The sequence below is a fragment of the Pseudomonas sp. MF4836 genome (genome assembly GCF_002018875.1).
Lineage (GTDB): Bacteria > Pseudomonadota > Gammaproteobacteria > Pseudomonadales > Pseudomonadaceae > Aquipseudomonas.
In genome coordinates this window covers 1-13,287 of the sequence record NZ_MVOL01000013.1, presented here as the reverse complement: position 1 = coordinate 13,287, position 13,287 = coordinate 1, and the positions used below count along the sequence as shown (strand labels likewise).

The following is a 13,287-nucleotide window of genomic DNA, read 5'->3' as shown; positions in this document are numbered from 1 at the left end:
GTTCTCAATCAGGTACAGGTAGACACACGGGTTATACGCAAACCCTTGTAGGAGCGCGCTTGCGTGGCGAGGGAGCTTGCTCCCGCTGGAGCGCGCAGCGCTCCCAGGCCGGTTGCCGAGGTATATCTGATACCTCTCGACAGGTCGGTTTGGGGCCGCTTCGCAGCTCAGCGGGAGCAAGCTCCCTCGCCACTACAAGCTCGCTCCTACACAGAGGAGCGGTGCGTTTTAGTCTTCCAGCAGTTCTTCAGCCTGACCCAGGATGTTTTCCAGGGTGAAGCCGAACTCTTCGAACAAGGCTGGCGCAGGCGCCGACTCGCCGTAGGTGGTCATGCCGATCACGCGGCCTTCCAGGCCCACGTACTTGTACCAGTAGTCCGCGTGAGCGGCCTCGATGGCGATACGGGCACTGACCTGCAACGGCAGGACCGATTGCTTGTAGCCGGCGTCCTGGGCATCGAACACGCTGGTGCACGGCATGGAAACCACACGCACCTTGCGGCCCTGCTCGGTCAGCTTGTCGAACGCCTGAACCGCCAGGCCCACTTCCGAACCGGTGGAGATCAGGATCAGCTCAGGCTCGCCTGCGCAGTCCTTCAACACGTAGCCGCCACGGGCGATATCAGCGATCTGGCCGGCATCGCGGGTTTGGTGCTGCAGGTTCTGACGGGAGAAGATCAGCGCCGAAGGGCCGTCCTTGCGCTCGATGGCCAGCTTCCAGCAGACGGCCGATTCCACGGCATCGGCTGGACGCCAGGTGTCGAGGTTCGGGGTGCTGCGCAGGCTGGTCAGTTGCTCGACCGGCTGGTGAGTCGGGCCGTCTTCGCCCAAGCCGATGGAGTCGTGGGTGTAGACGAACACCACGCGCTTCTTCATCAAGGACGCCATGCGCACCGCGTTGCGGGCGTATTCCATGAACATCAGGAAGGTCGCGCCGTAAGGCACCAGGCCGCCGTGCAGGGACACGCCGTTCATGATCGCGCTCATGCCGAACTCGCGAACGCCGTAGTACATGTAGTTGCCGCTGGCATCTTCCGCCGACACGCCTTTGCAGCCTTTCCACAGGGTCAGGTTGGAACCGGCCAGGTCAGCGGAGCCGCCCAGCAGTTCAGGCAGCAGTGGGCCGTAGGCATTCAGGGCGTTCTGGCTGGCCTTGCGGCTGGCGATGGTTTCGCCCTTGGCCGCGACTTCAGCGATATAGGCGGAGGCCTTTTCGGCGAAATCGGCAGGCAATTCACCGGCCAGGCGACGGACCAGCTCGTTGGCCAGCTCAGGGAAGGCGGCGGAGTAGGCCGCGAAGCGCTGATCCCACTCGGCTTCGACCGCGCGGCCGGCTTCCTTGGCGTCCCACTCGGCGTAGATATCGGCCGGGATTTCGAACGGAGCGTAGTTCCAGTTCAGCGCCTTGCGGGTCAGGGCGATTTCCGCGTCACCCAATGGGGCGCCGTGGCAGTCTTCCTTGCCTTGCTTGTTCGGCGAGCCGAAACCGATGGTGGTCTTGCAGCAGATCAGGGTCGGCTGCTCGCTTTTGCGCGCGGTCTCGATGGCGATCTTCAGTTCTTCAGGATCATGACCGTCGACGTTGCGGATCACCTGCCAGTTGTAGGCTTCGAAACGCTTCGGGGTGTCATCGGTAAACCAGCCTTCGACTTCGCCGTCGATGGAGATGCCGTTGTCATCGTAGAAGGCAATCAGCTTGCCCAGGCCCAGTGTACCGGCCAGGGAACCCACTTCGTGGGAAATGCCTTCCATCATGCAGCCATCACCCAGGAACACGTAGGTGTGGTGATCGACAACGTTGTGCCCCGGGCGGTTGAACTGCGCCGCCAGGACTTTCTCTGCGAGGGCGAAACCCACGGCGTTGGCCAGGCCCTGGCCCAACGGACCGGTGGTGGTTTCAACACCCGGGGTGTAGCCGAATTCCGGGTGACCCGGGGTGCGGCTGTGCAGTTGGCGGAAGTTTTTCAGGTCTTCGATCGACAGGTCATAGCCGGTCAGGTGCAGCAGCGAGTAGATCAACATCGAGCCGTGGCCGTTGGACAGCACGAAGCGGTCACGGTCGGCGAAAGCCGGATTACTCGGGTTGTGCTTCAGGTAGTCACGCCAGAGTACCTCGGCGATATCCGCCATACCCATCGGGGCACCGGGATGGCCGCTGTTGGCTTTTTGCACGGCATCCATGCTGAGGGCACGAATGGCGTTGGCACGCTCACGACGGCTGGGCATCGCTGATCTCCTAGGGTTTGAATAAAACGAAACGGAAAAAAGACGCGCATTTTCCCTCAGCCCGTAGGCGGGGGCAATGACAGATAGTCGTTCTGGCACGTTTTTCCTGTGGATAAAGCGCTTATCGCCTGATGAAACCTTTCTGCATTTCGTCTTTAGAGAGCAAAGGCTGCTTCAAGTGCCATTTATCTACCAATATCAAAACTTTTTGATATTGGTCTTGCGGGGTTTTATGGGCGTCACTAGACTGCGCCACTATGAATTTACGTGTGCCTTCCATTCGCCATGACGACTGCGATGAACTGGCGGCCTTGTGCAAGGCCGGCGGCGATCCGCTGCGATTGAATGTATTGCGCGCGCTGACCAACGACTCGTTCGGTGTACTGGAGCTGGCGCAGATCTTTGCCATCGGCCAGTCCGGCATGAGCCACCACCTCAAGGTTCTGGCCCAGGCCGACCTGGTGGCGACCCGCCGCGAGGGCAATGCGATTTTCTATCGCCGTGCCCTGCCCAACACCGAGCAACTGGGTGGCAGGTTGCATGCAGCTCTGCTCGATGAAGTCGACCAACTGGCCCTGCCCTTTGACGTACAGGCGCGGATCGGCCTGGTGCATCGACAACGGGCGACGGCCAGCCAGGACTTTTTTTCCCGGGTCGCGGAGAAGTTTCGCGCCCAGCAGGACCTGATCGCAGGACTGCCCCAGTACCGCGAGAGCTTGCTTTCGTTGCTGGATCAGCTGAATTTCGGCAGCACCGCCACGGCCATCGAAGTCGGCCCGGGCGACGGTGGCTTTCTGCCGGATCTGGCCCGCCGCTTTCATCAGGTCACCGCGCTGGACAACAGCCCGGCGATGCTGGATCTGGCGCGTCAGCTGTGTGAACGCGAAGCGCTGGCTAACGTCAGCCTGCAGTTGGCCGATGCACTGAATGGCGTAGGCCTGAGCGCCAACTGCGTCGTGTTGAACATGGTCTTGCACCATTTCGCAGCGCCCGCCGAAGCCATGAAACACATGGCCGGCCTGCTGCAACCAGGCGGTAGCCTGTTAGTGACAGAGTTGTGCAGCCACAACCAGAGTTGGGCCAGGGAGGCCTGCGGTGATCTCTGGCTGGGCTTTGAACAGGAAGATCTGGCCCGTTGGGCCACCGCTGCGGGACTGGTTCCCGGGGAAAGCCTGTATGTAGGCTTACGTAATGGTTTCCAGATTCAGGTCCGCCATTTTCAGCGACCGGCTGGCGACACTCACCATCGGTAAATTTAGGAAACCGTCGAGATGAGCGAATACTCCCTTTTCACCTCCGAGTCCGTGTCTGAAGGGCATCCGGACAAAATCGCCGACCAGATTTCTGACGCGGTGCTGGACGCCATCATTACCCAAGACAAGTTCGCCCGCGTGGCTTGCGAGACTCTGGTGAAAACCGGCGTGGCGATCATCGCCGGCGAAGTCACCACATCGGCCTGGGTCGATCTGGAAGAAATCGTCCGTAACGTCATCCTGGACATCGGCTACAACAGCTCCGACGTCGGCTTCGACGGCGCGACCTGCGGCGTGATGAACATCATCGGCAAGCAGTCCCCCGACATCAACCAGGGTGTAGACCGTGCCAAGCCTGAAGATCAGGGCGCCGGCGACCAGGGCCTGATGTTCGGCTACGCCAGCAACGAAACCGACGTGCTGATGCCGGCACCGATCACCTTCTCGCACCAACTGGTGCAGCGCCAGGCCGAGGCCCGCAAATCCGGCCTGCTGCCTTGGCTGCGTCCCGACGCCAAGTCGCAAGTGACCTGCCGTTACGAAGGCGGCAAGGTGGTGGCGATCGACGCCGTCGTATTGTCGACCCAGCACAACCCTGACGTGTCGTACAAAGACCTGCGCGAAGGCGTGATGGAGCTGATCGTCAAGCACGTGCTGCCGGCCGACCTGCTGACCAAGGACACCCAGTTCCACATCAACCCGACTGGCCAGTTCATCATTGGCGGCCCGGTGGGCGACTGCGGCCTGACCGGTCGCAAGATCATCGTCGACAGCTACGGCGGCATGGCCCGTCACGGCGGCGGCGCGTTCTCCGGCAAGGATCCATCCAAGGTTGACCGTTCGGCCGCCTACGCCGGTCGCTATGTGGCCAAGAACATCGTCGCTGCCGGCCTGGCCGAGCGCTGCGAGATTCAGGTTTCCTACGCTATCGGCGTCGCTCAACCGACTTCGATCTCGTTGAACACCTTCGGCACCGGCAAGATCAGCGACGACAAGATCGTCAAGCTGGTACGTGACGTGTTCGACCTGCGTCCATACGCCATCACCACCATGCTCGACCTGCTGCACCCGATGTACCAGGAAACCGCTGCTTACGGCCACTTCGGTCGTACCCCGCAAACCAAGACCGTGGGCGAAGACACCTTCACCACCTTCACCTGGGAAAAAACCGACCGCGCCGAGGCCCTGCGCGCCGCTGCCGGTCTGTAAGCTTCACCTGGCAACATCCAAAGCCCCGCACGGTTCGCCCTGCGGGGCTTTTTTGTAGCCGAAGGTTTCCCTGCCGGCCTCTGGCCCGGGGCTTACCGGCCGCCTCCCGGGCCCCGAAACAACCGGCAACCAGCCGAGTGCCCCGCGCCTCGCGGAGCGGCCTAACCTTGGTCGACATCACGCCCGAGCAAGGACGCTCCCCATGTTGCCCAGACTGCAATGGTTGATCAGTTTCGCCCTGGCACTTCTCGTCCTGCCGGCCATGGCCGCCTGCCCGGATTGGCCCACCGCCCGCGCCACTGAAGAAATCAGCGCCCTGCATCGGCAACTGCAGGCCTGGGACGAGGGCTATCACCGACAGGGCCAATCCGCAGTGGCCGACGAGCTGTATGACCAGGCACGGCAACGCCTGATCACCTGGCGCCAGTGCTTCGGCGTCGCGTCCACTGCTGACCAGCCGCTGCGCAGCGCTGCCGGCGACGTGGCCCACCCGATCCCCCATACCGGCCTCGAGAAACTCGCCGACGACCAGGCCGTACAGTCCTGGCTGCAAGGCCGCCGCCAGGTCTGGGTGCAGCCGAAGGTCGACGGCGTGGCGGTGACCCTGATCTACCGTCGCGGCCTGTTCCAGCAGGCCATCAGCCGTGGCGACGGCCTGCGTGGCCAGGACTGGAGCGCCGCTGCGCAGTTGATCGAGGCCATTCCCAAGCGATTGCCCCAGCCGGTGGACCTGCTGCTGCAAGGCGAGCTGTACTGGCGCCTGGAAGCCCACGTTCAGGCGGAGGCCGGCAGCCGCAATGCCCGCAGCCAGATCGCCGGGCTGATGGCACGCAAACAGCTGCGGGCGCAAGAGGCACGGCAGATCGGCCTGTTTGTCTGGGACTGGCCACAGGGCCCGAACACCCTACCCGAACGCCTGGCGCAGTTGAGCAGCCTGGGGTTCACCGAAAGCCGCGAGTACAGCCACCCCGTCACCGACCTTGAAGGCGCACGGCGCTGGCGCGACCACTGGTATCGCGCGCCCCTGCCCTTTGCCAGCGACGGCATTGTGTTGCGCCAAAGCCTGCGCCCGCCCGCGCAGCGCTGGCAGGTCAAGGCACCGTACTGGCTGGTGGCCTGGAAATACCCCTACCGGCAGGCCCTGGCCACGGTACGCAAGGTGCAATTCAAGATCGGCCGCACCGGGCGCATCACCCCACTGCTGGAACTGGAGCCGGTGCGCCTGGATGACCGACAGATCCGCCGGGTCAGCAGTGGCTCGCTACAGCGCTGGCAAGCGCTGGATATCCGCCCCGGCGACCAGGTGGCCATCAGCCTGGCCGGGCTGACGGTGCCACGCCTGGACAGCGTGGTGCTGCGTTCGGCGCAACGGGCACCAATCACGGTGCCCGACCCCGGGGCCTTTGATTACCTGAGCTGCTGGCAGCCGCTGCCCGGTTGCGAAAGCCAGTTCCTTGCACGCCTGACCTGGCTCAGCGGCAAGCAGGGGCTGGACCTGCCCCATGTCGCTAGCGGCACCTGGGAGAAACTGATTGAAACAGGTCGCATCAAAGGCTTGGTCGATTGGTTGACCCTCGACCACGCAGAGCTTGCTAACATTGCCGGTTTTGGCGAACGCAGCAGCGCACGCCTGCTCGACAGCCTGCAAGGCGCCCGGCAACGACCTTTCGCACGCTGGCTGAAGGCCCTGGGCTTGCCGCCCAGTGGCACGGCCAGCCTGCAAGGCCCGTGGCAGATCCTGGCGAGCAAAAGTACCGAACAATGGCAGGCCGAGGGCAACATCGGCCCCAAGCGCGCCGCACAGTTGAGCGCGTTTTTGCAGAGCCCGCAGATGCGGGCTGTCACAGAAGAATTGAGAGCCGCCGGGGTCGAAGGGTTTTGAAGACTGATCGATCCGTGGTGTTGAACCCCAAGGGCACGACTACGCTCCAAGAGCCCAACCGTCTGCCCACCTGATAGCGACCTTACGGAGCCTTTATGAAACTGTTTTCACCGCTCGCGCTTTTGACCCTTTGCAGCCTGGTGGCCGCCCCGGTGCTGGCCACAGAGCAGGCCCCGGAACTCACCGGCTGCGCCGCCAAGCGCCAGGCCATCAGCGTCCAGATCGAGCAAGCCAAGGCTCACGGCAACAGCGAACAGCAGGCTGGCCTGGAAAAAGCCCTGAGCGAAGTCACTGCCAACTGCACCGACGCCTCGCTGAAGAAGGAACGGGAAAATAAGGTGCTGGATGCCAAGCACGAAGTCAGCCGCCGCCAGGCCGACCTGGATAAAGCCATGAAAAAAGGCGATTCGGAGAAGATCAACAAGCGCAAGGACAAGCTCGCCGAATCCCGCAAGGAACTGCAGCAAGCCCTGGACGAGCTGGATAAATAAGCCGCTGACGGGCTTTCACGCCAAACCTTGACTCAGGACTGTCCGTGGCGAGGGAGCTTGCTCCCGCTTGCCTGCGCAGCAGGCACCGCCTCAAGCCCCGGGTCTGGCCGCTGCCGTCGCGACAGATGCCCCGGTCCTGCCCAGGTCGCCCGATTTAAAGCAGGATCAGTGATCACGAAGCTCTTTATGGCAAGCACTGCACGCATCTTCGACCTTCTGCACCGCCGGGCCGAGATTGGCGGCCTTGTAGGGCTGGACCTGACTCGCGATCACCAATTCACCGGTGGCCGCCTCAAGGTTGCGCGCCAGCTCCTGGAAGCGCGCCTGCTTGCGCCAGACATCGTCGGTGGCGCTGGTATTTTCCTCTTCCTTGACCTGGGGAAAGTGCTTCCACGGCTCATGGGACAGGCTGTCGAGTTTGACCGCGCCCTCGGCGAAACGCGCACCGTCGAAGGCGATCCGTCCGCGAAGCATGCCGCCCAGGTCTTCACCGGTCTTGAGCATCTGTTTGAAGATCGCCTTGCGCTGCCCCAGGGGCGAGTTCGGATCGACTCCACCGCAGGCAGAAAGCGTCAGGCAGGCCAGCAATACAACAGCAAGTCTTTTAAGAATCATGGTGGCTCAAGGTTCGGGAAAACGGCAGCCAGTATCCTCGCCTGCCCGGCAAAGACCAATAGCCCTATTAAAAACAAGGGTTGCCCGAGCGCCTGCACGGCTCGCGCAATCGTCAAAGGAAGTACCGCATGAATCTCAGTTTCAGCGCCTGGCGCCGTCACCTGGCCTGGACCCTGCCGACCCTGGCCCTGCTGGCCGGGTGCAATGGCAGCGACACCGAAACGCCCCAGTCCCACGCCATCGCCACCTACGTCAGCGCACCCTGGGAAGCCCTGCCGCAGGTCGCCGACAATGACCTGCTGGCCGGCTTCGGCTCCTGGCGCAGTGCCTGCACCCGACTCAAGGCCGATACGATCTGGGGACCAACCTGCGCCGCGGCGGCCACTGTGCCGCAGACGCCCGCCGCCATTCGCGGCTTTCTTGAAGAACACCTTCAGGTCTTCGGCCTGCGCTCGGCCAATGGCAGCAGCAATGGCCTGATCACCGGTTACTACGAACCGGTCTACCCCGGTAGCCTGACCGCGACCAAGACCGCCAATGTGCCGGTGTACGGCGTGCCGGATGACATGATCATCGTCGCCCTGGACAGCCTCTACCCCGAACTCAAGGGCAAGCGCCTGCGCGGCCGGCTTGAAGGCCGGGTGCTCAAGCCCTACGACGACGCTGCCAGCATCGAGACCAAGGGCGTCAAGGCCCCGGTGATCGCCTGGCTGACCGACCCGATGGACCTGCAATTCCTGCAGATCCAGGGCTCGGGACGGATCCAGCTGGCCGATGGTCGCCAACTGCGCATCGGCTATGCCGACCAGAACGGCCATCCTTATCGGCCGATTGGGCGCTGGCTGGTGGATCAGGGCGAGCTGAAAAAAGAAGAAGTCACCATGGGTGCCATCGCGGCATGGGCCAAGGCCCACCCGGCACGTATTCCCGAGCTGCTGGGGAGCAACCCCAGTTATGTGTTCTTCAACCGCAACCCGGACAGTAACGAAGGTCCGCGTGGGTCGCTGAATGTGCCCCTGACCTCAGGCTACAGCGTGGCGGTGGATCGCAAAGTGATTCCCCTGGGCAGCCTGTTGTGGCTGTCCACCACCCGCCCGGATGGCAGCAGTCTGGTGCGCCCGGTGGCCGCTCAGGACACCGGCGGCGCCATCACCGGCGAGGTCCGTGCGGATCTGTTCTGGGGTACGGGGGATGCAGCCGGGCAACTGGCCGGCGACATGAAACAGCAAGGACAGATCTGGATGCTCTGGCCCAAGGGCGCGGCGCTGCCGGCCGTTCCGGAAGTGGCCGACAGCAAATAACCTCGCCACTCAACTCCACGCCGCCCGTAACTTCGCAGGCGGCGACCCTCGGCGAAAGCAGCCCAGGGTCGCGGAACAGCGATCAGATCGAAACGAAAAAGAAGCTGGCAATCAGTGCCATGCCCACGAACCACACCACCGAGCGCAGCATGGCCCAGTCCGCCAGGTAGCAGATGATGTACAGCAGGCGACTGGTGATAAACAGCACCGCCAGCACGTCGATGGTCACCAGCTGCGCCACATTGGCGACATGGGCAATGATCACCGCCGCCGCAAAGGCCGGGGTCACTTCGAAGCTGTTGAGCTGGGCGGAATGGGCACGCTTGGCGAAGCCTTCAAGGGTCGCCAGGAACGCACGCGGGTCGTGGTTCTGCCGTGGCCCGAACTTGCCACCACTGAACTTGGCGATACCGGTGCACAGGTACGGCAGGAGGATGGCGATAAATACACACCAGAAAGCAACGGTCATGGCAGGGTCCTTTTTTAAAGTTAGGGGGGACGGATCAGAACTTCATCACCAGCATGCCGATCAGGACCAGCCCACAGGCTAAGAGCCGTGGCCGCCCGAAAGGTTCTTTCAAGTAGCGCATGCCGAACAGCACCACCAGGATCACGCTGATCTCGCGCAACGCCGCAGCTTCGGCAATCGAGCCAAGCTGCATGGCCCAAAGCACCAAAGCGTAGCTGAACAATACGCAAAATCCGACGCACAGCCCCAACCGCCACTGTTCACGCCAGAACAGGGCGAATGCCGGGCGCCTGCGGACCAGCGCCAGCAAGGGAAAGGGCCAGGCACTGAGCAGCGTGACCCAGACCAGGTAATCCAGAGGGTGCGACCAGCGCCGCAGGGCCTGGCCATCGATAAAGGTGTAGCAACCGATGCACAGGCCAATCAGCGCCACCACCGGCAGCATCGACCACGGCAGGCGCTCGCCGCCACCGCCCTGCCACAACAGGCAAAGCATGCCGAAGGGGATCAGCAGAATGCCGAGGATCTGCTGGGTGCTGAGCACTTCTCCGGCAAACACCAGGGTCAGGGCCAGCACCACCAGAGGCGATAGCCCGCGCATCAAGGGGTAAACCAGCCCCAGGTCGCCCACCCGGTAGGCCTGGATCAACAGGTAGCGGTACAGCAGTTCAAAGGCGGCGGAGGCCAGGATCCATGGCCAGATCGCGGCAGGCGGCAGCTCGACGAAGCCCAGCATCAAGGCCACGAACAACAGCGCCACACTGTCCATGCACGCCACCACCAACAACCGCTCGGCACTGAATTTGATCAGGGTGTTCCAGGCCGCATGCAGCAGCGCCGCCACCAGAACCAGACTTGTCGCCAGCACTTCAGACTCCCTGTTTGATAGAGGAGAAACGTTTCACCTAGCCCTTTCGGCTGTTTATACTGGCGCCGACCACGCCGCACTCAGTTGCGCAGATACCTATTCCAATAATTCCTGCCGCCGCTCGACCCTCCGGGGACGGGAACCGGCATGCGCATGCCTGATCAGCGCGTCAAGACTACAGACTAATAGCAGCTGCAAGTGGCAAGCGGTGAGCCTCAAGCTTGAAACTTGCAGCTTGAGGCCCGAAGCTTGCTGCCGCCCCCTGTCACCCTCGCTGTTCATCCAAAGGAGTCCGGATGCTTGAACTTGTCGCTGCATTTATTTGCCTGACCACCCTGCTCACCTACGTTAATTTCCGCTTTATCGGCCTGCCGCCGACCATCGGCGTGATGGTGACCGCACTGCTGTTTTCCCTGCTGCTGCAAGGCCTGAGCTTTCTTGGCTACCCCGGGCTCGAAGAGCACGTGCAACAACTGATCGGCCAGATCGACTTCGGCGACCTGCTGATGAACTGGATGCTGTCGTTCCTGCTGTTCGCCGGCGCCCTGCACGTCAACCTCGGCGACCTGCGCAGTTACCGCTGGCCCATCGGCCTGCTGGCCACGGTCGGCGTTCTGGTCGCCACAGTGGTGATCGGCAGCCTGGCCTACTGGATCTTCGGCCTGTTCGGCTGGCATGTGAGCTTCCTCTACTGCCTGCTGTTCGGCGCGCTGATTTCACCCACCGACCCGATTGCCGTGCTCGGCGTGCTGCGTACCGCCAACGCGTCCAAACCGCTGAAGACCACCATCGTCGGCGAGTCGCTGTTCAACGACGGCACCGCCGTGGTGGTGTTTACCGTACTGCTCGGCATCGCCCAGCTGGGTGAAACCCCGACGATTGGCGCGACGGCCATGCTGTTCGCCCACGAGGCCATTGGCGGCGTGGTGTTCGGCGGGCTGATCGGCTACCTGGTGTACCTGATGATCAAGAGCATCGAGCAGCACCAGATCGAAGTCATGCTGACCCTGGCCCTGGTCATCGGCGGCTCGGCGATGGCCGCCGAACTGCACGTATCGGCACCGATCGCGATGGTGGTGGCGGGGCTGATCATCGGCAACCTGGGGCGCAACCTGGCGATGAACGACATGACCCGGCGCTACCTCGACGGTTTCTGGGAATTGCTCGATGACATGCTCAACGCCCTGCTGTTCGCCCTGATCGGCATGGAGCTGCTGCTGTTGCCGTTCTCCTGGCTACACCTGTTGGCGGCGAGCCTGCTGGCGCTGGCGATCCTGCTCTCGCGCCTGCTTACCGTGGCCCCGGCCATCCTCCTGCTGCGCCGCTGGCGCACGGTGCCGCGCGGCACCATCCGGGTCCTGACCTGGGGCGGCCTGCGCGGCGGGGTTTCGGTGGCACTGGCGCTGGCCCTGCCCCTGGGCCCGGAACGCGACCTGTTGCTGAGCATCACCTACATCGTGGTGCTGTCGTCGATCCTGTTGCAGGGCCTGAGCATCGGCAAACTGGTACGCCACGTGACCAACGATGCACCGGCGCCCGCCAGCAAGGCAGACGCTCACTGATCATTTTTTGATCTCTCGCGGATCGGGCGCTGGCGCCTGGTCCGCGGTTTTATTGGGCTTGCCACTCTCGCTGCGCACCTGGGCATGGCTGATCAGGGCAAAGATGCAGCTGCCGCCGATGATATTGCCCGCCAGGGTCGGCCCGGCGAACACCAGCCAGAAATCCTTCCACGGCAACTCGCCGGCAAACACCAGGTACGAGACCTCGGCCGAACCGACCACGATATGGGTGAAGTCACCCAGGGCCATCAGGTAGGTGATCAGGACGATGATCCAGATCTTGGCGCTCTCCATGGACGGGATCATCCAGACCATGGTGGCAATCATCCAGCCGGAAATAATGCCTTTGGCGAACATCTGGCTGCTGTCGTTTTCCATGACCTTGCGCCCGATATCGAGGAAGGCCATATCGGTCTTGCTGTCAAAAATCGGCAGGTGCAGCATCACGTAGGCCACCAGCAGGGTGCCGCACAGGTTACCCACCAGCACCACACTCCACAGCCGCAGTAGGCGCCCGAAGTTGTTCAGGGTCGGCTTGCTCATCACCGGCAGCACCGCGGTCAGGGTGTTTTCGGTAAACAGTTGCTGGCGCGCCAGGATCACCGCAAGAAAGCCCGCGCAGTAACCGAAGCTGGCGATCACCTTGAAGCCTTCGGTGTCGGGCAGGCGCGAATTGAGCAGGCCCATGCCCATCAATGACAGGCCCATGGTCAAGCCGGCAGCCAGGGCCGACCACCACAGCGCAGCGACACTGCGCTCCAGTTCCTGGTCGCCCTGGGTGCGGATGATTTCATGCAGGACCGCCGCGCGAGGCGGTTGGTTGCGGTCGACGTCGTGCTGTTCTTCGGCCGACAGGCCGGGGGTCTTGCCGTCTTTTTGGGTGTCCATAAGGCTCCTGAACCAGGCGGGTCATTTAGCTACGACCTGCGCGGTTCAGGGCTGTTCAGTGGCACAAGGTGTTTTGTCGCAAAGGCTTCACTCGACGGCGGCGTCGTCCTGGAACTGGTCTTTCACGTACTTGATTTCGGTGCGCCCGTGGGGCGCCGGCAAGCCGTCTTCGCCGAGGTTGACGAACACCATCTTCTCGACCGTGAGAATGCTCTTGCGGGTGATCTTGTTGCGCACTTCGCAGGTCAGGGTAATCGAGGTGCGACCGAACTCGGTGGCGGTAATCCCCAGCTCGATGATGTCGCCCTGGCGCGAGGCGCTGACAAAGTTGATTTCCGAGATGTACTTGGTGACCACGCGCTGATTGCCCAGCTGGACGATGGCGTAGATGGCCGCCTCTTCGTCGATCCAGCGCAACAGGCTACCGCCGAACAGCGTGCCGTTGGGGTTGAGGTCTTCGGGCTTAACCCATTTGCGGGTGTGGAAGTTCATGGGGGGCTCCGGGGGTGCGGTCTCGTCTACG

12 protein-coding genes are annotated in these 13,287 nt (G+C 62.8%); 6 read left to right on the top strand and 6 right to left on the bottom strand.

The genetic code is table 11. From position 1 onward, the window contains the following. Positions 1-228 precede the first annotated feature (228 nt). Positions 229-2,226: a transketolase gene (gene tkt, locus MF4836_RS26195; RefSeq protein WP_078472753.1), complete on the bottom strand. Its 1,998-nt coding sequence runs from the start codon at positions 2,224-2,226 to the stop codon at positions 229-231. Between the two features lie 257 nt (positions 2,227-2,483). On the opposite strand from tkt, the gene MF4836_RS26190 reads away from it, so the two are divergent. The 4 genes from MF4836_RS26190 (at position 2,484) to MF4836_RS26175 (ending at position 7,061) form a co-directional block, all read left to right on the top strand. Continuing rightward, positions 2,484-3,479: an ArsR/SmtB family transcription factor gene (locus MF4836_RS26190; RefSeq protein ID WP_020295326.1), complete on the top strand. Its 996-nt coding sequence runs from the start codon at positions 2,484-2,486 to the stop codon at positions 3,477-3,479. An 18-nt stretch (positions 3,480-3,497) separates the two neighbouring features. Further along, entirely contained in the window at positions 3,498-4,688 is a 1,191-nt protein-coding gene (gene metK, locus MF4836_RS26185) for a methionine adenosyltransferase (protein WP_078472752.1), read from the top strand. A gap of 202 nt (positions 4,689-4,890) precedes the next feature. Continuing rightward, positions 4,891-6,570 carry an NAD-dependent DNA ligase LigB gene (ligB, locus tag MF4836_RS26180; protein WP_078472751.1) on the top strand — a complete coding sequence of 560 codons (1,680 nt, stop codon included), beginning with the start codon at positions 4,891-4,893 and terminating at the stop codon, positions 6,568-6,570. Positions 6,571-6,665: 95 nt separating this feature from the next. Continuing rightward, a complete protein-coding gene (locus MF4836_RS26175; protein WP_078472750.1) occupies positions 6,666-7,061 on the top strand; it encodes a DUF1090 domain-containing protein in 396 nt (131 codons plus the stop codon). Between the two features lie 165 nt (positions 7,062-7,226). Here the strand turns inward: MF4836_RS26175 and MF4836_RS26170 are convergent, their stop codons facing one another. Next, positions 7,227-7,676, bottom strand: a complete 450-nt coding sequence (locus MF4836_RS26170; protein ID WP_078472749.1) for a c-type cytochrome — start codon at positions 7,674-7,676, stop codon at positions 7,227-7,229. Positions 7,677-7,804: 128 nt separating this feature from the next. Between MF4836_RS26170 and mltA the strand changes: the two genes are divergently transcribed. Further along, complete coding sequence (mltA, locus tag MF4836_RS26165; RefSeq protein WP_078472748.1) at positions 7,805-8,977, top strand: murein transglycosylase A; 1,173 nt, start codon at positions 7,805-7,807, stop codon at positions 8,975-8,977. A gap of 82 nt (positions 8,978-9,059) precedes the next feature. Here mltA and MF4836_RS26160 read toward each other — a convergent pair whose 3' ends face one another. Then, a complete protein-coding gene (locus MF4836_RS26160) occupies positions 9,060-9,446 on the bottom strand; it encodes an MAPEG family protein (protein ID WP_078472747.1) in 387 nt (128 codons plus the stop codon). A 34-nt stretch (positions 9,447-9,480) separates the two neighbouring features. Next, positions 9,481-10,314, bottom strand: a complete 834-nt coding sequence (locus MF4836_RS26155; RefSeq protein ID WP_078472746.1) for an EamA family transporter — start codon at positions 10,312-10,314, stop codon at positions 9,481-9,483. A 296-nt stretch (positions 10,315-10,610) separates the two neighbouring features. Between MF4836_RS26155 and MF4836_RS26150 the strand changes: the two genes are divergently transcribed. Then, complete coding sequence (locus tag MF4836_RS26150) at positions 10,611-11,876, top strand: cation:proton antiporter (protein ID WP_078472745.1); 1,266 nt, start codon at positions 10,611-10,613, stop codon at positions 11,874-11,876. Here MF4836_RS26150 and MF4836_RS26145 read toward each other — a convergent pair whose 3' ends face one another. Together MF4836_RS26145 and MF4836_RS26140 are read right to left on the bottom strand one after the other, a co-directional pair. Beyond that, positions 11,877-12,764: a formate/nitrite transporter family protein gene (locus MF4836_RS26145; protein WP_078472744.1), complete on the bottom strand. Its 888-nt coding sequence runs from the start codon at positions 12,762-12,764 to the stop codon at positions 11,877-11,879. 87 nt (positions 12,765-12,851) lie between these two features. Further along, positions 12,852-13,256 (bottom strand): acyl-CoA thioesterase, encoded by a 405-nt coding sequence (locus tag MF4836_RS26140; RefSeq protein WP_020295316.1) that lies wholly within the window; start codon positions 13,254-13,256, stop codon positions 12,852-12,854. Between the last annotated feature and the right edge of the window lie 31 nt (positions 13,257-13,287).

Excerpts from the sequence above, each read along its gene's own strand:
- tkt (WP_078472753.1), bottom strand. The coding sequence starts at position 2,226 with ATGCCCAGCCGTCGTGAGCGTGCCAACGCCATTCGTGCCCTCAGCATG.
- MF4836_RS26190 (WP_020295326.1), top strand. The coding sequence starts at position 2,484 with ATGAATTTACGTGTGCCTTCCATTCGCCATGACGACTGCGATGAACTG.
- metK (WP_078472752.1), top strand. The coding sequence starts at position 3,498 with ATGAGCGAATACTCCCTTTTCACCTCCGAGTCCGTGTCTGAAGGGCAT.
- ligB (WP_078472751.1), top strand. The coding sequence starts at position 4,891 with ATGTTGCCCAGACTGCAATGGTTGATCAGTTTCGCCCTGGCACTTCTC.
- MF4836_RS26175 (WP_078472750.1), top strand. The coding sequence starts at position 6,666 with ATGAAACTGTTTTCACCGCTCGCGCTTTTGACCCTTTGCAGCCTGGTG.
- MF4836_RS26170 (WP_078472749.1), bottom strand. The coding sequence starts at position 7,676 with ATGATTCTTAAAAGACTTGCTGTTGTATTGCTGGCCTGCCTGACGCTT.
- mltA (WP_078472748.1), top strand. The coding sequence starts at position 7,805 with ATGAATCTCAGTTTCAGCGCCTGGCGCCGTCACCTGGCCTGGACCCTG.
- MF4836_RS26160 (WP_078472747.1), bottom strand. The coding sequence starts at position 9,446 with ATGACCGTTGCTTTCTGGTGTGTATTTATCGCCATCCTCCTGCCGTAC.
- MF4836_RS26150 (WP_078472745.1), top strand. The coding sequence starts at position 10,611 with ATGCTTGAACTTGTCGCTGCATTTATTTGCCTGACCACCCTGCTCACC.
- MF4836_RS26145 (WP_078472744.1), bottom strand. The coding sequence starts at position 12,764 with ATGGACACCCAAAAAGACGGCAAGACCCCCGGCCTGTCGGCCGAAGAA.
- MF4836_RS26140 (WP_020295316.1), bottom strand. The coding sequence starts at position 13,256 with ATGAACTTCCACACCCGCAAATGGGTTAAGCCCGAAGACCTCAACCCC.